Source organism: Pseudomonas sp. St386, from assembly GCF_018325865.1.
Lineage (GTDB): Bacteria > Pseudomonadota > Gammaproteobacteria > Pseudomonadales > Pseudomonadaceae > Aquipseudomonas > Aquipseudomonas brassicacearum.
In genome coordinates, this window is record NZ_AP021900.1 from 263044 (window position 1) to 283509 (window position 20466).

At 62.6% G+C, this 20466-nt stretch carries 17 protein-coding genes; 14 read left to right on the forward strand and 3 right to left on the reverse strand.

Going from position 1 to position 20466, the window contains the following annotated elements; translation table 11 throughout:
• The first annotated feature begins 36 nt into the window (after window positions 1-36).
• The 6 genes from KI235_RS01155 (at window position 37) to KI235_RS01180 (ending at window position 7643) form a co-directional block, all read left to right on the forward strand.
• The gene (locus KI235_RS01155) at window positions 37-2193 is read left to right on the forward strand and encodes a type I secretion system permease/ATPase (RefSeq protein ID WP_003196554.1); all 2157 of its coding nucleotides are present in this window, start codon (window positions 37-39) and stop codon (window positions 2191-2193) included.
• Window positions 2183-3550: an HlyD family type I secretion periplasmic adaptor subunit gene (locus KI235_RS01160; RefSeq protein ID WP_003196556.1), complete on the forward strand. Its 1368-nt coding sequence runs from the start codon at window positions 2183-2185 to the stop codon at window positions 3548-3550. Before KI235_RS01155 ends, KI235_RS01160 begins: the two co-directional genes overlap by 11 nt.
• 385 nt (window positions 3551-3935) lie before the next feature.
• Window positions 3936-4838 (forward strand): TauD/TfdA family dioxygenase, encoded by a 903-nt coding sequence (locus tag KI235_RS01165; protein WP_003196558.1) that lies wholly within the window; start codon window positions 3936-3938, stop codon window positions 4836-4838.
• A 37-nt stretch (window positions 4839-4875) separates the two neighbouring features.
• Entirely contained in the window at window positions 4876-5898 is a 1023-nt protein-coding gene (locus KI235_RS01170) for an ABC transporter substrate-binding protein (protein WP_003196560.1), read from the forward strand.
• A 5-nt stretch (window positions 5899-5903) separates the two neighbouring features.
• Window positions 5904-6764 (forward strand): ABC transporter ATP-binding protein, encoded by an 861-nt coding sequence (locus KI235_RS01175; protein ID WP_003196562.1) that lies wholly within the window; start codon window positions 5904-5906, stop codon window positions 6762-6764.
• A 12-nt stretch (window positions 6765-6776) separates the two neighbouring features.
• Window positions 6777-7643: an ABC transporter permease gene (locus tag KI235_RS01180; RefSeq protein WP_212795444.1), complete on the forward strand. Its 867-nt coding sequence runs from the start codon at window positions 6777-6779 to the stop codon at window positions 7641-7643.
• 284 nt (window positions 7644-7927) lie between these two features.
• Here the strand turns inward: KI235_RS01180 and KI235_RS01185 are convergent, their stop codons facing one another.
• Entirely contained in the window at window positions 7928-8296 is a 369-nt protein-coding gene (locus tag KI235_RS01185) for a DUF6124 family protein (RefSeq protein WP_013692018.1), read from the reverse strand.
• A gap of 577 nt (window positions 8297-8873) precedes the next feature.
• Here KI235_RS01185 and KI235_RS01190 point away from each other — a divergent pair.
• From KI235_RS01190 to KI235_RS01220, 7 genes are all read left to right on the forward strand, one after another.
• Window positions 8874-9362 (forward strand): hypothetical protein, encoded by a 489-nt coding sequence (locus KI235_RS01190; protein WP_028237776.1) that lies wholly within the window; start codon window positions 8874-8876, stop codon window positions 9360-9362.
• The gene (locus KI235_RS01195) at window positions 9355-10797 is read left to right on the forward strand and encodes a TIGR01777 family oxidoreductase (RefSeq protein WP_013692020.1); all 1443 of its coding nucleotides are present in this window, start codon (window positions 9355-9357) and stop codon (window positions 10795-10797) included. The genes KI235_RS01190 and KI235_RS01195 overlap by 8 nt, the downstream gene beginning before the upstream one ends.
• Before the next feature lie 9 nt (window positions 10798-10806).
• Window positions 10807-13242: an alpha/beta fold hydrolase gene (locus KI235_RS01200; RefSeq protein WP_212795445.1), complete on the forward strand. Its 2436-nt coding sequence runs from the start codon at window positions 10807-10809 to the stop codon at window positions 13240-13242.
• Window positions 13243-13485: 243 nt separating this feature from the next.
• Entirely contained in the window at window positions 13486-14262 is a 777-nt protein-coding gene (locus KI235_RS01205) for an efflux RND transporter periplasmic adaptor subunit (protein ID WP_003196573.1), read from the forward strand.
• Window positions 14259-15578, forward strand: coding sequence for an HlyD family efflux transporter periplasmic adaptor subunit (locus KI235_RS01210; RefSeq protein ID WP_003196575.1), 1320 nt, complete (start codon window positions 14259-14261; stop codon window positions 15576-15578). Before KI235_RS01205 ends, KI235_RS01210 begins: the two co-directional genes overlap by 4 nt.
• A gap of 1 nt (window position 15579) precedes the next feature.
• Window positions 15580-17676 carry a biotin/lipoyl-binding protein gene (locus KI235_RS01215; protein WP_060613164.1) on the forward strand — a complete coding sequence of 699 codons (2097 nt, stop codon included), beginning with the start codon at window positions 15580-15582 and terminating at the stop codon, window positions 17674-17676.
• Window positions 17677-17685: 9 nt separating this feature from the next.
• Complete coding sequence (locus tag KI235_RS01220; RefSeq protein ID WP_003196579.1) at window positions 17686-18177, forward strand: GNAT family N-acetyltransferase; 492 nt, start codon at window positions 17686-17688, stop codon at window positions 18175-18177.
• Window positions 18178-18353: 176 nt separating this feature from the next.
• Here the strand turns inward: KI235_RS01220 and KI235_RS01225 are convergent, their stop codons facing one another.
• Together KI235_RS01225 and KI235_RS01230 are read right to left on the reverse strand one after the other, a co-directional pair.
• On the reverse strand, window positions 18354-18665 hold the full coding sequence (locus KI235_RS01225) for a hypothetical protein (RefSeq protein ID WP_027912157.1): 312 nt from the start codon (window positions 18663-18665) through the stop codon (window positions 18354-18356).
• Between the two features lie 46 nt (window positions 18666-18711).
• Window positions 18712-19299, reverse strand: coding sequence for a tail fiber protein (locus KI235_RS01230; RefSeq protein ID WP_003196583.1), 588 nt, complete (start codon window positions 19297-19299; stop codon window positions 18712-18714).
• 305 nt (window positions 19300-19604) lie between these two features.
• On the opposite strand from KI235_RS01230, the gene KI235_RS01235 reads away from it, so the two are divergent.
• The gene (locus tag KI235_RS01235) at window positions 19605-20450 is read left to right on the forward strand and encodes a sulfotransferase (RefSeq protein WP_212795446.1); all 846 of its coding nucleotides are present in this window, start codon (window positions 19605-19607) and stop codon (window positions 20448-20450) included.
• Window positions 20451-20466 lie beyond the last annotated feature (16 nt).

Genomic DNA, 20466 nt, shown 5'->3' on the forward strand with positions numbered 1-20466 from the left:
TCCTACCACCCGTTTTAATCAGTCAGAGTGCCGAGCGTGGAATCAGAAGTCAGTCCAGTCGAACTAGTTCATGACCCGCGCACGCTGCACGACGACCCGCTGCTGGACGGCTTGCTGGCGCTCTGCATGCTGCATCAGAAGCCGGCCAGCGCGGCGATGCTCACCACCGGCCTGCCGCTGCCCAAGCAGCGGCTGAGCGTCGAATTATTGTCGCGCGCGGCGGCCCGTGCCGGTCTGCAAGGTCGGGTGCTGCAACGCAAGCTTGAGCAGATCCCGACCATCGCCATGCCAGCGCTGTTGTTGCTCAAGGACGGCCGCAGTGCCGTGCTGCTGGGCTGGGTTGGCGACGACCAGGCGCGGTTGCTGCTCAGCGAAAGCGACGGCGGTGAGGTGACCATCAGCCGTGAACTGCTGGCCGATGACTACAGCGGCAAGGTGTTCTTCGCCCAGCCGCAGCATAAATTTGACGTTAACCACGGCACGCTGATCCCTCGGGCGCGTTCGTGGTTTCGCGACACCCTCAAACGGTCCCGCTGGCTGTACGCCGATGCCATCGCGGCGAGCCTGCTGATCAACATCATCGCCATGGCCGCGCCGCTGTTCGTGATGAACGTCTACGACCGCGTGGTGCCGAACCAGGCCGAATCGACTCTGTGGGTATTGGCCGTTGGTATCACCGGCGCCTATGTCTTCGACCTGATCCTCAAGATGCTGCGCAGCCTGTGCCTGGACCTGGCGGGCAAGAAAACCGACCTGATCATCTCGGCGACGCTGTTCGAGCGCATCGTCGGCATGTCCATGAAATACCGCCCGGCGCGGGTCGGCAGCTTTGCCCAGAACATCCATGAGTTCCAGAGCCTGCGGGACTTCCTTGCTTCGCTGACCCTCACCAGCCTGATCGACCTGCCGTTCACCCTGCTGATCTTCATGGTCATCGCGATTATCGGCGGGCACCTGGTGTGGATTCCGGTGCTGGCGTTCCCGATTGCCCTGCTGATCGGCTATGCGCTGCAGAAGCCTTTGGTGGCGACCATGGAGCGAACCATGGCCTTGGGCGCCGAGCGCCAATCCAGCCTGATCGAAACCCTGGCCGGCCTGGACGCGGTGAAGGTCAACAACGCCGAGAGCGAACGCCAATACCAGTGGGAACAGACCATCGGCACCCTCAGCCGCCTCGAACTGCGGGTGAAGATGCTGTCCGGCCTGGCAATGAACATCACCTTGCTGATCCAGCAACTGGCCGGGGTGGTCATGATCGTCTTCGGCGTTTACCTGATCATCGCCGGTAGCCTGAGCATGGGTGGGCTGGTTGCCTGCTACATGCTCAGCGGTCGCGCCCTCAGCCCGTTGGCTTCGCTGTCGGGCCTGCTGACCCGCTACCAACAGGCGCGGGTGACCATGACGTCCGTCGACCAGATGATGGAGCTGCCCCAAGAGCGCAATTTCGACGAGCGCCCCCTGAGCCGCAAGGTCCTGCAGGGTGCCGTCGAATGCCGTCAGTTGAATTTCACTTATCCGAACCAGCAGAACCCCGCGCTGAAGAACATCAACCTGGTGATCAAGCCGGGCGAGAAAATCGGCATCATCGGCCGCAGCGGCTCGGGCAAGAGTTCCCTGGCCAAGTTGCTGGTGGGGCTTTACCAACCCGACGACGGCGCCTTGCTGGTGGACGGCGTGGACATCCGCCAGATCGACGTCAGCGAGCTGCGCTACAACATTGGCTACGTGCCCCAGGACATCCAGCTGCTGGCCGGTACCCTGCGGGACAACCTGACCTCCGGCGCCCGTTACGTCGAAGATGAACTGGTGCTCCAGGCCGCTGAACTGGCGGGCGTGCATGAATTTGCCCGCCTGCATCCGCAAGGCTATGAACTGCAAGTCGGTGAGCGCGGACAGAACCTGTCCGGTGGTCAGCGCCAGAACGTCGCCCTGGCCCGCGCGCTGCTGCTCAACCCGCCGATCCTGTTGCTGGATGAACCCACCAGCGCCATGGACAACACCGGTGAAGAACGCTTGAAACAGCGCTTGGCTGCCGTGGTGGAAAACAAGACCGTGTTGCTGGTGACGCACCGTGCATCCTTGCTGTCGCTGGTGGACCGCCTGTTGGTGATCGACCGTGGACAGATCCTCGCCGACGGCCCGAAAGCCGCTGTCATGGAAGCGTTGAAGAAGGGGCAGATCAGTGTTGCTTAAATCCGGTTTCAAGGGCGCGGTGGGCCGTTATTTCAAAGGTTCCGACTCGCTGCACGGCCAACCGCTGCCCGAGGTCAACAAAGCCCTGATCGAGGACGCTCCGCGGGTGGTGCGTTTGACGATCTGGGGCATCATCGGCTTCTTTGTGTTCCTGATGCTGTGGGCCAACTTCGCCGAGATCGACGAAGTGACCAAGGGCGACGGCAAGGCGATCCCATCGTCCAAGATCCAGAAGATCCAGAACCTGGAAGGCGGCATCGTCGCCGAGCTGTTCGTAAAGGAAGGGCAGATCGTCGATGCCGGCGCGTCGTTGATTCGCCTGGACGACACCCGGTTTGTCTCCAACGTCGGCGAAACCGAGGCCGATCGCCTGTCCATGCTGTTGCGGGTCGAGCGCCTGAGTGCCGAGGTCGACGACCGGCCGCTCAACTTCCCGGCCGATGTGCTCAAGGCGGTGCCGGGCCAGGCCGCCAGCGAGGAGTCGCTGTACCTCAGCCGCCGCCAGCAGTTGCACGATGAAATCGGCGGCTTGCAGGAGCAGTTGATCCAGCGCCAGCAGGAACTGCGCGAATTCGTGTCCAAGCAGGCGCAGTACCGCTCCGGCCTGGCGCTGCAACGCCAGGAAATCAACATGTCCGAGCCGCTGGTGGCACAGGGCGCGGTGTCGCCAGTGGAAGTGCTGCGGCTCAAGCGCGCCGAGGTCGAGACCCGTGGGCAACTGGACGCCACGACGTTGGCGATCCCGCGTGCCGAATCGGCGATCAAGGAAGTACAGCGCAAGATCGACGAGACCCGTGGCAAGTTCCGCAGCGAAGCCTTGACGCAGCTCAACGAAGCTCGCACCGACCTGAACAAGGCCCAGGCCACTGGCAAAGCCCTGGAAGATCGGGTGAGCCGGACCCTGGTGACGTCGCCCGTGCGCGGCATCGTCAACAAGTTGCTGGTGAACACCATCGGCGGCGTGATCCAGCCCGGCAGCGACCTAGTGGAAATCGTGCCGCTGGACGACACCATCCTGGTGGAAGCGAAAATCCGTCCTCAGGACATCGCCTTCCTGCACCCCGGCCAGGACGCCACGGTGAAATTCACCGCGTACGACTACACCATCTACGGCGGGATGAAAGCCAAGCTGGAACAGATCGGCGCCGACACCATCACCGATGAAGACAAGAAAACCACCTACTACGTCATCAAGCTGCGCACCGAACGCAGCCACCTGGGCACCGATGAAAAACCGCTGCTGATCATTCCGGGCATGGTGGCGTCGGTGGACATCATCACCGGCAAGAAAACCGTGCTCAGCTACCTGCTCAAGCCCATCATCAAGGCCCGGTCCGAGGCGTTGCACGAGCGGTAGCGCCCTGGTTGATCGTTGGTTGATCGTTCCCACGCTCCGCGTGGGAATGCCTCCTGTGACGCTCCGCGTCACGCTTTTCGGAGCGCAGAGCATCCTTGGCTACATTCCCATGTGTGGGGGCAAAGCTTGCTCGCTAAACAGGCGCCTCGGATCGCGTTGTCTTCATCGCGGGCAAGCCTTGCTCCCACAGCGGTGCGGTGCAAAACTCCAGGTCATATCGTTATTCGTTAACGGTATTTAAATTACTGTTCTTATGCCTTTAAAGTCATCCCCCTGCGTACCTGCCGACCAATCGGCGCGCCGCACGACACAAACCAACACGGTAACGCCGTGAGTTTTGATCGATTGCGCGCCTGTTCAAGCGCGCTGTGCGTGGGAGTGATGTATGTCAGCCGTCTCTTATTCTCCAGATTCACCTATCGCGAACATTGCCCCGCAGTCGTTCGAAATCCGTCCGTTGCGCGATGCCGTAGGCGCCGAAATCGTCGGGCTGGACCTGTCCCGACCGGTCAACGACCAGGATTTCGCCCGCATCCACCGCGCACACCTGGACTATCACGTCGTGGTGTTCCGCGACCAACGCATCACCCCGGAACAACAGATCGCCTTCAGCCGCCGTTTTGGCGTGCTGCAGATCCATGTGCTCAAGCAGTTCCTGTTGGCCGGACATCCGGAAATCCTCATCGTCTCCAACATCATCGAAAACGGCCAATCCGTCGGTCTCGGCGATGCTGGCAAGTTCTGGCATTCGGACCTCTCCTATAAAGAACTGCCCAGCCTCGGCTCGATGCTCCACGCCCAGGAACTGCCGAGCGAAGGCGGCGACACGCTGTTCGCCGACATGCACAAAGCCTGGGACGCTCTGCCCGAAGCGCTGCGTAAAGCCGTGGAAGGCCGTTCGGCGGCGCACTCCTACACGGCGCGCTACAGCGAAACCAAATTCGAAGGCAACTGGCGCCCGACGCTCACGCCGGAGCAACTGGCCCAGGTCGCCGAAGTGGTGCATCCGATCGTACGCACCCACCCGGAAACCGGGCGCAAGGCGTTGTTCGTCAGCGAGGGGTTCACCACCCGCATCGTCGGTCTGCCGGAGGACGAAAGCGCAGCGCTGCTGGCCGAACTGTATGCCCACAGCGTGCTGCCGCAGAACATCTATCGCCATCAATGGCAGCCCCATGACCTGGTGTTCTGGGACAACCGCTCGCTGATCCACTTGGCCGCCGGTTGCCCGAGTCATCTGCGCCGCAAGCTGTATCGCACCACCATCCAGGGCGACGCCCCTTTCTGATCGGCTGCGCCTCGCGCAAAGAGCCCGGAGAATCTCCATGTCCAAACGCATTGCTTTTGCACCGCTGGCCGCCATCGGCCTGGGGTTCAGCTTGCTGGCCGGCAGCCTGGTCGCGCCGGCCAGCGCCCACGCCGAGGGCGAGATTCGTATCGCCGAGCAGTTCGGCATCGTTTACCTGTTGCTGAACGTGGTCCGCGATCAACAATTGATCGAAAAATACGGCAAACAGGAGGGCATCGAGATAAAGGTCGACTGGACCCAATTGTCGGGCGGCGCGGCGGTCAACGATGCGTTGCTGTCGGGCTCTATCGATATTGCCGGGGCCGGCGTCGGGCCGTTGCTGACGGTCTGGGACCGCACCCGCGGCAAACAGAACGTCAAGGCCGTGGCCTCCCTGGGCAACTTCCCTTATTACCTGTTGAGCAACAACCCGAACGTCAAGACCATCGCCGACTTCACCGAGCAGGACCGCATCGCGGTGCCGGCGGTGGGCGTTTCGGTGCAGTCGCGTTTGCTGCAATACGCCGCCGCGAAACAGTGGGGCGACAAGGACTTCAATCGCCTCGACAAGTACACCCTGGCGGTTCCGCATCCGGACGCCACGGCGGCGTTGATTGCCGGCGGCACCGAGTTGACCGGGCACTTTTCCAACCCGCCGTTCCAGGATCAGGCCCTGCAAAACCCCAACGTCCACGTGGTGCTCAACTCCTATGACGTGCTCGGGCCGAATTCGCCCACGGTGCTGTTCGCCACCGAGAAATTCCGCGATGAAAACCCGAAAACCTACAAGGCATTCGTCGAGGCGCTGACCGAAGCGGCCGAATTCGCTCAGAAGGACAAAGGCGCGGCGGCGGACACTTACCTGCGGGTAACCAAGGCCAAGATCGACCGGGCGACGTTGCTGAAGATCATCGACAACCCGCAGATCGAATTTACCGTCAGCCCGAAAAATACCTACCCGCTGGCCGAGTTCCTCTACCGCGTCGGCGCGATCAAGAACAAACCGGCGTCGTGGGAAGATTATTTCTTCCAGGACGCCAAACCGCTGCAGGGGAGCTGATTGTCATGAACGCGCTTTTGCAAGGCCACGCGGCCAGCAACCCCACTTCCACCGGCACCGCGTTGTTGTCCGTGGATAATGTCAGCCTTGAATACCGCACCCCGCAGCGGGTGGTGCGGGCCACTCACCAAGTGAGTTTCGAAGTCGATCCGGCGGACCGTTTCGTACTGCTCGGCCCATCGGGCTGCGGCAAGTCCACTTTGCTCAAGGCCATTGGCGGCTTCATCACGCCGTGCGAAGGCGAGATTCGTTTGCAAGGCCAGACTGTCAGCGCGCCGGGACCGGATCGGATCGTGGTGTTCCAGGAGTTCGATCAACTGCCGCCCTGGAAAACCGTGAAGCAGAACGTGATGTTCGCGTTGCTGGCATCCGGCACGCTTAAGCGTCGCGAGGCCGAGGAGCGGGCACTGCACTATCTCGACAAAGTCGGCCTGGCGGCGTTTGCCGATGCCTACCCACACACCTTGTCCGGTGGGATGAAGGCCCGCGTCGCGATTGCCCGAGCGCTGGCGATGCAACCGAAAATCCTGCTGATGGACGAGCCCTTCGCCGCCCTCGATGCCCTGACCCGACGCAAGATGCAGGAAGAGTTGCTGCTGCTTTGGGAAGAGGTGCGTTTCACCCTGCTTTTCGTCACTCACTCCATCGAAGAAGCGTTGGTGGTGGGCAATCGCATCCTGCTGCTGTCACCGCACCCAGGAAGGGTACGGGCGGAAATCCACAGCCATCAATACGATCTGCACAGCCTCGGCGGCGTGGGGTTCCAGCACACGGCGCGGCGGATTCATCGGTTGCTGTTCGATGAAAGCCAGTCGCCGGAAATCGAGCGTGAGCTGGATTTCACCGACATCCGCATCGCGTATTAAGGGGAGCGTTCCATGAGCCAGTTATCGCCTGCGCGCGAAGAGTACGAAGTCGATCTGCAACCCCTGACCCACGTGCCACTGGAGCGCGAGTTGCCCTTGGGCCAGCGCCTCTGGCAACAGGGTTGGTTGCGCAAAAGCCTGATCCTGTTGCTGCTGGCGCTGGTGTGGGAGGGCGTGGCCCGATACCAGAATAACGACCTGCTGCTGCCGAGCTTCTTGCAGACCGCCAGCGCGTTGTACGACGGTTTGCTCAGCGGCGAGCTGCTGAGCAAGGTGTGGATTTCCCTGGTGGTGCTGCTCAAGGGCTATCTGCTGGGGATCGTCCTGGCGTTTGGCTTGACCACGCTGGCCGTGTCGACCCAGTTCGGTCGCGACTTGCTCAGCACCCTGACGTCGATGTTCAATCCATTGCCGGCCATCGCCCTGTTGCCGCTGGCCCTCTTGTGGTTTGGCCTGGGGCAGAACAGCCTGATTTTCGTGCTGGTGCATTCGGTGCTGTGGGCACTGGCGTTGAACATGTATTCGGGGTTTCTCGGTGTGTCGGAAACGCTGCGCATGGCCGGGCGCAACTACGGGCTCAAGGGCCTGCGTTTTGTGCTGTTCATCCTGATTCCGGCGGCGCTGCCGTCGATCCTCGCCGGGCTGAAGATCGGCTGGGCCTTCGCCTGGCGTACCCTGATCGCCGCCGAACTGGTGTTCGGCGCCACCAGCGGCAAAGGAGGCCTGGGTTGGTACATCTTCCAGAACCGCAACGAGCTGTACACCGACAAGGTCTTTGCCGGGTTGGCGGTGGTGATTCTGATCGGGTTGCTGGTGGAGAATCTGGTGTTCGACAGTCTGGAGCGGGTGACGGTGAAGCGCTGGGGGATGCAGCGGTGATTCGGTAGTACACCTTTGTGGCGAGGGAGCTTGCTCCCGCTCGGCTGCGCAGCAGTCGCAAACCGGGCCATGCGGGTTGCCTGAAGGAATGCTGGGGGCCTGCTTCGCAGGCCAGCGGGAGCAAGCTCCCTCGCCACGGGTTATGGGTTGTCTGGGCTGACGCCATCGCGAGCAAGCTCGCTCCCACAGTGGGGTGGTGTTGTGTCTCGATATTGGGTTCGACACAAAACCCATGTGGGAGCGAGCTTGCTCGCGATGGCAATCTTCAGCTCACCACAGGCCTGTCAGCCCGCCGCTTGAACCTCAAGCCGATCCATCGCCCTTTCCACCAACAAATGCACCCCATCAGCCATCCGGCTGATCGCCAGGATGACGCTGCGGCGCGAACCGTCGACATCATCAGCCAGGTCGGCGGCGATGGCGCTGATGGACAGCAGATCTTCGGAGGCATTGGCCAACAGGATTTCGGTGTCGATATCAGGGGCGACCATGAAGAGTTGGGCGGTTTGGGTTTTGCCCGAGGCTTCATCGGTGGGTTTGGGATTGAGGTAGTAGTCGAGGACGCGCTCGGCGGCTTCGTCGAGTTTTTTGGTTTTTGAGGACTTGTCGGAGTTGCCAGGGCTTCCTGGCGGATTCGGAGTTACCTTGAACATGTTTTGGCTTCCTATTCAATCAGAGCCGCCCTAGCTCGCTTGCACGCGATATAAGGGTGGCAGCTATGTGAGGGTGTGCAAGACCGAGTAGGAACCACCAAAAAAACCTCGGCAGACCCGAAGGTCTCCCCACACACAGCCGCCATAAAACACGGGCACGAATGCTCATTGAATGGCTGGTGGCATTATTTGGCGTTCTTTTACCCGGACTTGCACGTCCGTGTCACCGTTTTTTCAGTGACAAACCCAGACTAGCGGTGAGCCCCGAGTCGGACAAGTTCACCAACATCGCCGCAACTTGAAGGAAATCTCCTAGGACCTTGCTGTATGCAAGCTGCACACCGCTCCGCTGGGCTGCACCCTGTAGGAACTGACGAGTGCAACGAGGCTGCGATCTTGGGACTCAAGTGTCTAGGGAAAGATCGCAGCCTCGTTGCACTCGACAGCTCCTACACAGCTCCTACGGTCCAGAGGGCGGTGTGACATTTCGCTAAATCCCCACGCCACAATTAGCCAAGTAAAGCCCTCTCCATTTCCTTTAGACTGGCCGCCCTCAAGCAAGCCTTCAGGACATGGAATGCCACCCCCTCACAGTCCCCTTCGCAAAGCCCTGGTCGTTTGGTTGTACGCGGCGGCCCTGATGCACCTGCTCGCCGGCGTCACGCTGACCTGGGCCGGTCATTCGGGCTTGCTCGACGGTTATCTGCAGACTATCGAACAGGCTTTCTGGGGCGCCGGCTCGGTGCCCGTCACGGCCCGCGCGCAACAAGTCTGGTGGCTGGCCTTGTTCGGCGCCACATTGCAGAGCTATGGGCTGTACATGCTCGCCCTCGTCCATATCGGCAATCGCCTGAAGAGCGCCATGCCGTGGGGCTGGCTGATCGCCGGCATCCTGCTCTGGGCGCCCCAGGACATGCTGATTTCCGCCCAGGCACGGGTCTGGTCTCACCTATGGTTCGACAGCCTGGCTCTGCTCGTTTTATTGCCGCCGCTGTTCTGGCTCTATCGCCACGACCGCCGCACCTCCCTGACTGACTACGCGTCGAGTGATTCAAACCATGCCTGACTTTTCACTGCTGGACTGGGCCATCACCCTGCTGATTGCCCAAGCGATCCTCGGTGCGCTGGATACCCTGTATCACCACGAACTCACCGTCGCCTTGCCCTATCGCCACAGTGCCCGGCTGGAGCTCTCCATCCACGCCCTGCGCTCGTGCTTCTACGGGATCCTGTTCCTGGGCATGGCGCACTTGGCCTTCGAGGGGACTTGGGCGATCGTCATTGCGTTGCTGTTCGCACTGGAGATCGGCCTGACGCTCTGGGATTTCGTGGTCGAGGACCGTAGCCGCAAGCTGCCCGCCATCGAGCGCATCATGCACACGGTGCTGGCGGTCAACGGCGGGGCCTTCTTCGCGCTGTACGGCGTGCAACTGGCGCAGTGGGCGAGTTTGCCCACCGGCCTGAGCGCGATCGACCTGGGCTGGCGCGGTTGGCTGCTGACCTTGTTCGCCATCGGGGTCACGGCCTCGGGGATTCGCGACGGCTTGGCGGCCTTGCGCATGCAGCGCGCGGGCAAACCCGCCAACCCGTTTGCCGGTGGCGCCTACAAGCGCGTGCTGGTCACGGGTGGCACCGGGTTTATCGGCGAGACGCTGGTCAATCAATTGCTCGACGCCGGGCACACAGTCAGCGTGCTGGCTCGCGATCCATTGAAAGCGGCCTATCTGTTTGATGGCCGCGCCCGTTGCCTGCGCTCCCTGGGCAAGCTGGGTCATGACGAAACCTTCGATGTGGTGATCAACCTGGCAGGCGCACCGGTGGCCGGGCCGCGCTGGAGCCCCGCGCGCCAGGCGCAACTCATCGCCAGCCGGGTCAATACCACCGAAGCCTTGATGACCTGGTTGAAAAACGCCCGGCACAAACCGGCGTTGTGGATACAGGCGTCGGCCGTCGGTTTTTATGGCGTGCGTGACGCCAGTGAAAGTCTCGATGAAAGCGCCACCCAGGGCGATGGCTTCATGGCTGAACTCTGTGTGCGTTGGGAAGCCTCAGCCCGGCCCGCCACCGAATTGGGTGTGCGGCAGGTGGTGATGCGCCTGGGCGTGGTGTTTGGTCCGGGCGGTGCGTTGTTGCCGTTGCTGATTCCATTTCGCCTGGGGTTTGGCGGGCGGATGGGTGATGGTCGGCAAATCATGAGTTGGGTGCATCGCGACGACGTGATCCAAGTGATCGCCCGGGCCTTCGATGACGAAAGCCTGAGCGGCACCTACAACCTGGTGGCGCCAGAAACGGTCAGTCAGGCGCTGTTCGCCGAAAGCGTCGGCAAGGTGCTCAAGCGCCCGGTGTGGTTCCACATTCCCGCCGCGCCGGTGCGTGCTTTGGCAGGCGAAATGGCTCAGTTGTTTTTCGACGGCCAACGTGTGCTGCCAAGTCGTCTCGTCGAGGCGGGCTATACGTTCCGTTACCCGACGCTTGACGCTGCCCTGCGCGACCTGGCCTGAGGAGCGCCCATGAGCAAGCCCCGGATGTACCTGCTGGCTGGCAACGGAAGCGCTGCCGATTGGTGGGACGATGCGTTGCCGCACTTTCAACACCATGACGTGGTGCCGCTGGAACTGCCCGGCTTCGGCAACAACCCTCAGGCTCCCTGCGAAGACTTGGCGGCCTACGCCCAGGCGTTGCTGGCGGCAACGGACAAGGGCAGCGCGATCATGGCGGTCGGGGTCAACGCCTTGCTGGTGCTGCACGCCTTGCAACGTCAGCCGGGGCATTTTTGTCGCAGTGTGTTGTTGGCGCCGGTGGGTGCGTTTTTGTGGCAGCGACGGCTGCCGGCGTTGATGTCGCCGCTGTCGATTCGCAAGACCATTCACTGGCTGCTGGCGAACAAACCGACGCTGTTTGCCCGCAAATTTTCCAGCCAGTCCTGGACGCCCGCGCAGTACCAGCGCATGGGCGCCGGCTATGCTCGCTGCCGCGCCTTTGTGCCGCACTGGGACTTGGTGCGTGCCGACACCGCCTTGCCATTGCTGGAGTGGATAACCGACCCGGTCGAACTGGTGTGGGGCGATCAGGACAAGGTGCTGGGCGTCGCGCAGGCGGCGGCCTGGTCGGCCATTCTCGCCCGTGCCGATCTGACCATCAGCCTGAAACCCGGCTGGGGGCATTACCCGTGGATCGATTCACCCGCTGAATTCGCGGCGTGGCTGGAATCCGGCGAACGTGGTTTCGTCGCGCATACCAAAGGCGGCCGCTTGCGTCTGGCGGCGTTGGCTGGGCAGCCGGTGCCTGCGGCGCTGTCGCTCAACGATTGTGATGATCCGCGTTTGCCAAACTTTCTGGAGAGCCAGCCGGACGCTCTCTGGGCAGTGCGTTCCTCCAGTTACGGGGAGGATCAGGCCGATGCGGCCAATGCCGGCTTGAGCACCACGTTCCTGCGCGAGCCGACGCACAACGTGCCGGCGCGCATTGCCGAGTTGAGTGCGGCAGGTGTCGAGGAAGTGGTGGTGCAGCGCTTCATCACGCCACGGCTGTCCGGGATCGCCTTCGTGCGTCACCTGTCCGTTGAATTGGAATGGGTCGAAGGGCATCTGGAATCGTTGGCCGATGGCAAGGTGAGCCCCGAGCGCGCGATCATTTCCCGCCTCGGCGCGTCGTGGAACAGCGACACCTTCAAGCCCGCCCATGGCCTGACTGCAGACCTGCTGTGGCGTTTTCTCCAAGGCGTGCTGCGGGTCTTCCACTACGTACCCGGCGATGTTGAATGGGCCTGGGACGGCACGCAACTCTGGCTGTTGCAGTACCGACCGATCAGCGACTATGGCTGGCGCCGCCACCTGACCGCCGCCAACATCGCCGAGATCCTGCCGCCGCAACCCAGCGTGTTGGTGGAGTACGCCCAGCGCCGCGCGGCGGCGAGCATTCCGGCGATCATGGCGCGTTGGGACTCGCGGGTGCTGCAAGACAACGAGCCTTTCACGGCGGTGTTTGGCGGCGCTTCGTATATCAACAATGATTTGTTTCTCGCCAGGCTGGCCGACTGGGGCATCAGCGCCAGCAGCTACGCCGGCGAGGTCGGCGGCGCGACTCCGCACCTGCCTTGGCGGCCGCTGCGCCTGCTGCGTTCGCTGCCGTTGTTCCTGCGCATGCAACGCGTTGCCCGCGGGCATTTGCTGACGCTGGAAAACGGCTTGCGACGTTTTGACCGAGAGCTGCAGGAACTGACCGGACAAGGCGCAGACGGCCAGCAACTGGCCGACTGGTTTACCCGTTTCTACGTGTTCGTGGTGCAAGGCAACCTGTGCATCGCCAGTGCCCTGGCCAGCAGTGGCGGCGACTGGCTGGGCCGGCCACCGACCGCCTACGACAATCTTGAACACAGTCCGCATCGGCTGCCCTGGGAAACCGATCCAGCGACGCCACGCCCGGCACCGACCGAACTGCCGTTGCAGACCTTCCCACAATGGCCCCTGACGATTCGCCTGGCCCATTCGACCGGTCTGCCAGGCTTGCGCGGTTACTACTTGCAGGTGCGCGAATGGTATCGCGACAACCTGATGCGGATTTTCTTTCGCTTGCATCACGCCATGCCGGCGGTGGACCGGGCGCATTGGTTCGCGCCGCACCCGGACATCCGCAGCCGCGACGGCAGCTTCTGGCAGGACGGGCGTGAAGGCACCGAGCAGGCGAGTGGGTTCTTGATCTACCCGGGTCAGGCCCAAGGCATTTTGGGTGAGGACATCCTGCTGGAAGACACCCTCGACCCTGGCCGCCACGCCCACTATCAAAGCTCCCGTGCCGTGATCGCGCGCATGGGCGGACGCTTGTCCCACGGCTCGACGTTGCTGCGTGAATTGCGCAAACCTTCGGCGGTATTGCCTCAGGTGGATGTGGGGTGGTTGGGGCGTGAGGTGGTGTATTGCGATGGGGTGTTGAGGTTGGTGGAGTAGGCAGCGCGATGTCTGCCAACCACATAACCTGTGGCGAGGGGATTTATCCCGTTAGGCTGCGTAGCAGCCTCGAAACCTGACGCCTCGGTACTTCAGGGAGATTGAATACATGCTTGGGACTGCTGCGCAGTCCAGCGGGGATAAATCCCCTCGCCACAGAGATTTCTCCTTGCTTCACGGTTACTCCCTTGACGCCCCCCACCGCTGTCGTAGACTCCGCCCATCCGTCAGGGAGTAACGGTCATGCGACGTTTAAGTAGTTGGGTTGTGGGATTGGCCTTTGTAGCGTGCGGTGTCCAGGCGCAAACGCCTGTAGCAGACGATCCATTGCTTGAGAGTAACGCCACGGCCAGTGCGTCTGGCAACGAGGCTCGAGGGGTGCTTCGGGCGCGGGATCAGGCGGTGCTGGCCAGCGAGTTGGCCGGGCGTATCGTCGAGTTGCCGTTCAGTGAGGGTGAGTCGTTCAAGAAGGGCGACACCCTGGCGCGTTTCGATTGCTCGGCCTATCAGGCCCAGCTCAATGCGGCCCAGGCGGCCAGCCGTGGTGCCAGTGAGGAACTGGCGCATAACCGGCAGTTGGCGGCGTTGAAGTCAGTCGGGCGGTTTGAAGTGTCGCGGGCCGAGGCCCGGCTCAACGAGACCCAGGCGCAGTCCCAGGTGTACCAGGTCCAGGTCAAGCGCTGCAGCGTGGTCGCACCCTTCGATGGTCAGGTGGTGGCACGCAAGGTCCAGCGTTATGAAAGCGTCGCGGCCGGCGCGCCGTTGCTGGATGTGGTCGACAACCGCACCCTGGAGATCCATTTGCTGGTGCCTTCACGCTGGATGGACAGGCTCAAGCCCGGTCAGCCCTTTACGTTTATCCCCGATGAAACCGGCAAGCCGTTGCAAGCGACGGTCAAGCGCCTGGGCGCGCGCATCGATGAGGGCAGCCAGACCCTGCTGCTGGTGGCGAACGTGCCGGATGCCAGCGGCCTGCTGTCGGGCATGAGCGGCACGGCGCGTTTCGCGGAGCCCAAGTGAACGCGCCGATATCGGGCAGCGCCGAGCAGGTGTTTGCCCGCTTCCTCGACCTGGAGCGTCATACGCGGGCCGCACGAACGCCGGCGCAATTGAGCTACAGCCTGGTCAACGACGGCCAGGCGCTGTTCGGGTTTCGCCACGCCGCGTTGTTGATCGCCGGCAAGGTCCAGGCGGTGACCGGCGTCAGCACCGTGGAGCCGAATGCGCCGTTCGTGGCGTTCGTCGAGCAGGCCGTGGCGCAGTTGTTCAAGCAGGGGGTGCTGAAGCAGGCCCGGGTGATTGCCGCCGATGGGGTAAGCGAATCCGTTCGGGAAGACTGGCGAAGCTTGTCGGCCGGACAAGTGTTCTGGCTGCCATTGATCGATCATCAGGCCCAGGTGTTCGGTGGTTTGTGGCTGGCCCGCGACCTGCCTTGGACCCCGCCTGAACAAGTACTGCTGTCGCAACTGGGCGACACCTACAGCCATGCGTGGCTGGCGCTGCAACCGCGCAAGCCGTGGCGCCTGCGCTGGACTCGCAAGCGCCAGGTCGCCCTGGTGGCGGTGTTGTTGCTGGGCTTGCTGATCCCTGTGCGCCAGTCCGTGTTGGCCCCGGCCGAAGTGGTGCCGCTGGGCGGGCAGGTGGTGGCGGCGCCGTTGGATGGGGTGATCGCCGAGTTCCAGGTCAAGCCTAACCAGGCCGTCAAGAACGGTGACCTGCTGCTGCGTTTCGAAAGCACCAGCCTCAAGGCCCAGGCCGATGTGGCCGAGCGTGCGTTGGGCGTGGCCGAGGCAGAACTCAAGGCCAATTCCCAGCGCTCGTTTGCCGACGCGGAATCGAGTTCGAAGATCGACCTGCTGGCCGCCCGAGTCGAACAGAAACGCGCCGAGCGCAACTACGCGCTTGAACTGCTCAAGCGCAGCGAAGTACGCGCCGAGCGCGACGGCATCGCGGTGTTCGCCGACGCCGAGCGCTGGCTCGGCAAGCCTGTGCAGACTGGCGAGCGGCTGATGGAGATCGCCGATCCGAACCAGGCCGAGTTGCGTATTGAATTGGCGGTGGGCGACGCGATTGCCCTGGAACCCGGTGCGCAAGTGGCGTTGTTTCTCGACAGCGACCCGTTGCAGCGGCACCTGGCCTGGCTCGAGCGCTCGGCGTATGAAGCGCAGCCTACCGCCGCCGGGCAACTGGCGTATCGGTTGGATGCGCGTTTCGATGCTCAAGCGCCGCGTATCGGCCTGCGAGGTACGGCGAAGGTCTTCGGCGACCGTGCTCCGCTGGCGTTGTACCTGTTGCGTAGACCACTGGCCGGCCTGCGCCAGAGCGTAGGCCTGTAGCATGGAGCTGCCGAGCCTGCGGCCGGACCTGCAACTGTCCCCGGCGGCGCCGGACCCGGACGGTTCGCCGCAGTGGACCTTGGCCGATCCGGTGCGCGGGCGCTATTTCAAGCTTGGCGCGGCGGCGATGCGCATGTTGCGACACTGGTCCCTGGGTGATCCGGAGCAGGTGCTGCAAGCCGCGAACCGCGAGCCAGGCCTGCCACTCAATAGTGAATCGCTGGAGCAGTTGCTGGGTTTCTTGCGCGGTCATGATCTGATCAGCGCGATGGACCCGCAACAGCGCGACAGCTATCTCTTCAAGACCGCCGCGCAGCGCCAGAGCCTGTGGCAGATCCTGCTGCATCAATACCTGTTTTTTCGCATTCCGCTGTGGCGCCCGGACGCTTTTCTCAATCGTGCCTGGCCCTGGTTGGCGCGGTTCGGCCCCGGGATCCTGCGCTATGGTCTGCCGCTGACCTTGGGTGCCGGCATTTTCCTGGTGTCGCGGGACTGGCAGCGATTCATCGCGACGTTTCCGCACCTGTTCAGCCTGGGCGGTGCGCTGGCGTTCGGGACGGCGTTGCTCTTCGCCAAGCTGTGCCACGAATTCGGCCATGCATTCATGGCCAAGCGTGCGGGCTGTCGTGTGCAAAGCATGGGCGTGGCATTCATGGTGCTGTTGCCGATGTTCTACACCGACGTCAGCGATGCCTGGCGGATCAATGACCGCCGCGCGCGGTTGCTGATCGGTGCCGGCGGGGTCCTGGCCGAGCTGGTGCTGGCGTGCATCGCGTTGCTGGCCTGGTCGCTGCTGCCCGACGGGCCGGCGCGCACCGCGGCGTTCATGCTGGCCAGCGCCACCTGGATCACCACGCTGGTCATCAACCTGAACCCCTTCATGCGCTTCGATGGGTATTTCCTGCTCAGTGATTTCTGGGCGGTGGATAACCTTCAGGGGCGTGCGTTCGCCCTGTGCCGCTGGCGCCTGCGTGAAGCCTTGTTCGGTTATGGCGCGGCGGCGCCGGAACCCTGGTCGCCGAAGATGCGGCGCCGTTTGCTGGTGTGGGGCTATGGCTCCTGGCTGTGGCGGGCGTTGTTGTTTTTCGGGATTGCCCTGGCGGTCTATCACCTGTTCTTCAAGGTGCTGGGCATTTTTCTGATGATGGTGGAATTGGTGTGGTTCATTTTTATGCCCATCGTGAATGAATGGCGGCAATGGTGGAGTCGCCGTGAGCAGGCCCACGGCGTTAGGGTGCTCCTGAGCAGCCTGGTGGTGCTGGCTTTGCTGTTGGTGCTGTTGCTGCCCTGGCGCAGCGCGGTGGAAGTGCCGGCCATGCTCGAGGCCGGGCGTGCCAGTGCCTTGCACGCGCCGGTGGCGGCCCGGGTCAAGCAGGTGAATGTGCGCGACGGCCAGACTGTGGCACAGGGCGATGTGTTGATTGAGCTGGAGTCGCCGGACATGGCGTCGCGCCTGACCATCGTGCGCCGGGAAATCGAGATCCAGCAGTTGCAGATGCGGCGTCAGGCCGGGCGCAGCGAAACCGCTGCCGATGCCGGCATCATCGAACAGCGATTGGCCGAAGCGGTGGCCGAATACCGGGGCCTGGTCGCCCAGCGTGAACGCCTGTTGCTGCGCGCTCCCCATGCCGGCCAAGTGCGCGACTTGTTGCCGCAACTGTCGGTAGGGCGCTGGTTGTCGCCCACGCAGGCGCTGGCGCGGGTGGTGCAGACCGATTCGCGGCTGCGCGGGTACTTGACCGAAGCCGAGCTTTGGCGGGTCGAGCCGGGGGCCACGGGACGGTTCATTGCGGACGATCCGATGCACACCTCCATCGCCGTGCAACTGAATGAAATCGATACCAACGGCGTGGCCTGGGTCGAACAGCAAGCGTTGACGTCTGATCATCACGGACCGATTGCGGTGCGCCGCGACTCGCAGCAACGGGCCGAGCCGGTGCAGGCGCAATACGGCGTGCGCCTGAGTGCGGTGGGCGATACCTCTGCCCCGGTGCAACCGCTGCGTGGGGTGGCGGTGTTGCAGGGCAAGGGCGAGTCGGTGTTGGGAGCGGCCTGGCGTCGGTTGGCGGCGTTGGGTGTCAGGGAAAGCGGGTTCTAAGGGGCGAGCATGGATTCAGTGGCAGCAGAGGGATTGGTGGTGCGTCCATCGCGGGTCAGCGATGGACCGTTCTTGCAGGGCCTGTACCAGGCGGCGCGACCGGACCTGCAGTGGATCGACGGTGAGCACGAGCAAGTGCAACAGGTGCTTGCCCAGCAGTTCCAGGTGCAGGAGCAAGGGTTGGGCGAGAACTTTCCCAATGCCATGCATTACGTCGTGGAAAAACTCGGCACCGCCATCGGCGCCTTGAGCACGGATTTCGGCCCCAATGAAATTCGCGTGCTGTACCTGGCCTTCATCCCCCAGGCGCGTGGGCAAGGTTATGGCCGGACGGTGCTGCAAGGGGTGCAGAAAGCCGCGCAACAGATCCGTTGCCCGGTGGCGACCGTGGTCTGGACCAGCAATCCCCATGCCCGCCGGCACTACCTGGCGCTGGGTTTCGAAGTACAAGAGCGCAGCCCGGCGGCGGAGCGGTTGGTCTGGTATCCGAAAGGCAACTGAGCAAGTCTTGCAGGCACTATAAATTCCTGTGGGAGCGGGCTGTGTGGGAGCAAGGCTTGCCCGCGATGAAAACGCCGCGGTCTCTTGAGGACCGCTGCGCCTGGATCGCGAGCAAGCTTTGCTCCCACACAGCCCGCTCCGACAATAGGTCTGTTTTGAACTCGGGTTTTGTGTGATCAGTTAAACGCGATGTAGAAATACCCCAGCGCCGGATCCCGTCCCATGGGTGGCATCCGTGACACGAATACCCCCTCGATCTTGCCCAGTTCCGGCACTTCCAGCTCGCAGAGGCCGTCCACGAACGCCGTACTTTCCAGGCTGTTGAGTTCCACACTGAAGGGCATGCGCTCGGTGTTCGGCAGCTTTGCCCGAGGTGTTTCTTCGAGGGTTTCGAAGCGCACCGGCAGGCGACTGCCGTCGGGCAGGGTCAGGCTGCCGGTCTGGCCCAGCAGCGGTTGGAAATGGCGGCTATGAACCTGTTGCAGCATGTCGAGACTCCAAAAGGCCGGAGGACCGTAGCCCTCCGGCGATTCATCAGTTACGGGACGGGAAGAGGCCATTCAGCGCGACGCTGAAGTTGATCGCCAGGAACGGGTTCATTATCTCCATTGGCAAACCGTTGCCTGTGGCGGAAATCGTGCCGTTAACGGTGGTGGTCACCCCCTGCAACGGCACCGGCGAGGCGCCTATCTTGTCGGAATAGATCGCCGCCGATCCCGGCCCGGTGCCTGAGGTGCCGATGAACGAGTTGGTGGCCGTTGGGGTATTCACCGGGTTGCTGGCCGGGTTGGCCAGTTGCAGGGTGGTCGAGGCACTGATGCCTGCGAGCGTGTGGGTGTGGTTGGGCAGGTTGTTGATCGTTGCTGTGACGTTTTCGGTACCGGAAACTTCGCCGATGACCCGCGGAGTCAGGCCCAGGCCGTTGCCTTGCCCCAAGGGCAGGCGGCCTTGCAAGTTGGGCAGCATGAAGTTGGTGGTGCCGTTGCCTCCGTAGTAGGTGCCGAGCAGGGAGAACAACGCCTGGTATTGGGAGATGCCGAGTGTCTGCCCGTTGCACAGCGCCCAGCCATTGGGCGCGAAGTTAAAGGCGAATGACTGGATAGTGCCCATAAATACTTCCATAGATTCCTCATCCCTTCAGATTGTTGGTATGGCGACGCGGGCAGGGTCTGGGGGAGGAGAGGTGCGATCAGTCCTACTCCTTAACCCCTGGCCTGGTCACGCACGCTGAGCGTAGACGCGGTTGTTTCATTCTGCTGGGTGAAAAGGGCATGAAAATACTTCGAGTTCGCTTAATCGATTCACGTATGCCGTGGGCCTGTACCGTCCATCTTTTTTACGGTTCAAGGTGTATTTGATGTCAAAGTACTACTAGTCGGCGATTATTTCCTCGGCTACGCTTGGCGATACAAAGGGACTACAAACAGGTGAAGGGATTGCCGCAGTTTCACTTTATCTCCGGTTTACCGCGCTCGGGCTCGACCCTGCTTTCTGCCATTTTGTTGCAGAACCCGCGCTTTCATGCCGGCATGACCAGTCCCGTCGGTTCGCTGTTCAGCAGCGTCCTGCAGCAATGCAGCGCCGGCAGCGAGTTCGGCTCGGTCATCGACACCGACCTGCGCCGCCGCCTGCTGCGCGGTCTCTTCGACTCCTACTACGCCGACAAATCCGACAAGCCTGTCATCTTCGATACGAACCGCCAGTGGTGCGCCCGCTTGCCTGCCTTGCAGGATCTGTTTCCCCAAGCCAAGACCATCGCCTGTGTGCGCAACGTCGCCTGGGTGCTCGACAGCCTGGAGCGGCTCTACCGCGCCAATCCGTTCGAAAACACCAAGCTGTTCAACGACGATGACGAGCGCAACACCGTCTACAGCCGCTGCGAAACCCTGGCCCAGCGCAACCGCCTGGTGGGGTTCGCCTGGACGGCGCTCAAAGAGGCCTATTACGGTGAGAACGCCGAGTCGCTGCTGATCGTTGATTACGATTTGTTGAGCCAGGCCCCGGAGCGGGTGATGCGCCTGGTGTACGACTTCATCGGCGAACCCTGGTTCGAGCACGATTTCAATCACTTGACCTACGACGCGCCGGCCTTCGACCAGGCCCTGGGCGTTGCCGGCCTGCACAAGGTCAAGCCCAAGGTCGCGTCGCAAGCCCGGCGGACCTTGCTGCCGCCGGATCTGTTTGAAAAGTATGCCGAGTTGTCGTTCTGGCGCGATGGGTCCGCAAGCGCCGCCAATGTCATTCGTATGAAAACCGACGCCGCGATCAGCTGATTGCGGTTTTTTTCAT

Coding starts and splice junctions, on each gene's coding strand:
- KI235_RS01200 (WP_212795445.1), top strand. CDS start 10,807: ATGAGCAAGCCCCGGATGTACCTGCTGGCTGGCAACGGAAGCGCTGCC.
- KI235_RS01215 (WP_060613164.1), top strand. CDS start 15,580: ATGGAGCTGCCGAGCCTGCGGCCGGACCTGCAACTGTCCCCGGCGGCG.
- KI235_RS01185 (WP_013692018.1), bottom strand. CDS start 8,296: ATGTTCAAGGTAACTCCGAATCCGCCAGGAAGCCCTGGCAACTCCGAC.
- KI235_RS01165 (WP_003196558.1), top strand. CDS start 3,936: ATGTCAGCCGTCTCTTATTCTCCAGATTCACCTATCGCGAACATTGCC.
- KI235_RS01220 (WP_003196579.1), top strand. CDS start 17,686: ATGGATTCAGTGGCAGCAGAGGGATTGGTGGTGCGTCCATCGCGGGTC.
- KI235_RS01225 (WP_027912157.1), bottom strand. CDS start 18,665: ATGCTGCAACAGGTTCATAGCCGCCATTTCCAACCGCTGCTGGGCCAG.
- KI235_RS01170 (WP_003196560.1), top strand. CDS start 4,876: ATGTCCAAACGCATTGCTTTTGCACCGCTGGCCGCCATCGGCCTGGGG.
- KI235_RS01175 (WP_003196562.1), top strand. CDS start 5,904: ATGAACGCGCTTTTGCAAGGCCACGCGGCCAGCAACCCCACTTCCACC.
- KI235_RS01195 (WP_013692020.1), top strand. CDS start 9,355: ATGCCTGACTTTTCACTGCTGGACTGGGCCATCACCCTGCTGATTGCC.
- KI235_RS01180 (WP_212795444.1), top strand. CDS start 6,777: ATGAGCCAGTTATCGCCTGCGCGCGAAGAGTACGAAGTCGATCTGCAA.
- KI235_RS01230 (WP_003196583.1), bottom strand. CDS start 19,299: ATGGAAGTATTTATGGGCACTATCCAGTCATTCGCCTTTAACTTCGCG.
- KI235_RS01190 (WP_028237776.1), top strand. CDS start 8,874: ATGCCACCCCCTCACAGTCCCCTTCGCAAAGCCCTGGTCGTTTGGTTG.
- KI235_RS01205 (WP_003196573.1), top strand. CDS start 13,486: ATGCGACGTTTAAGTAGTTGGGTTGTGGGATTGGCCTTTGTAGCGTGC.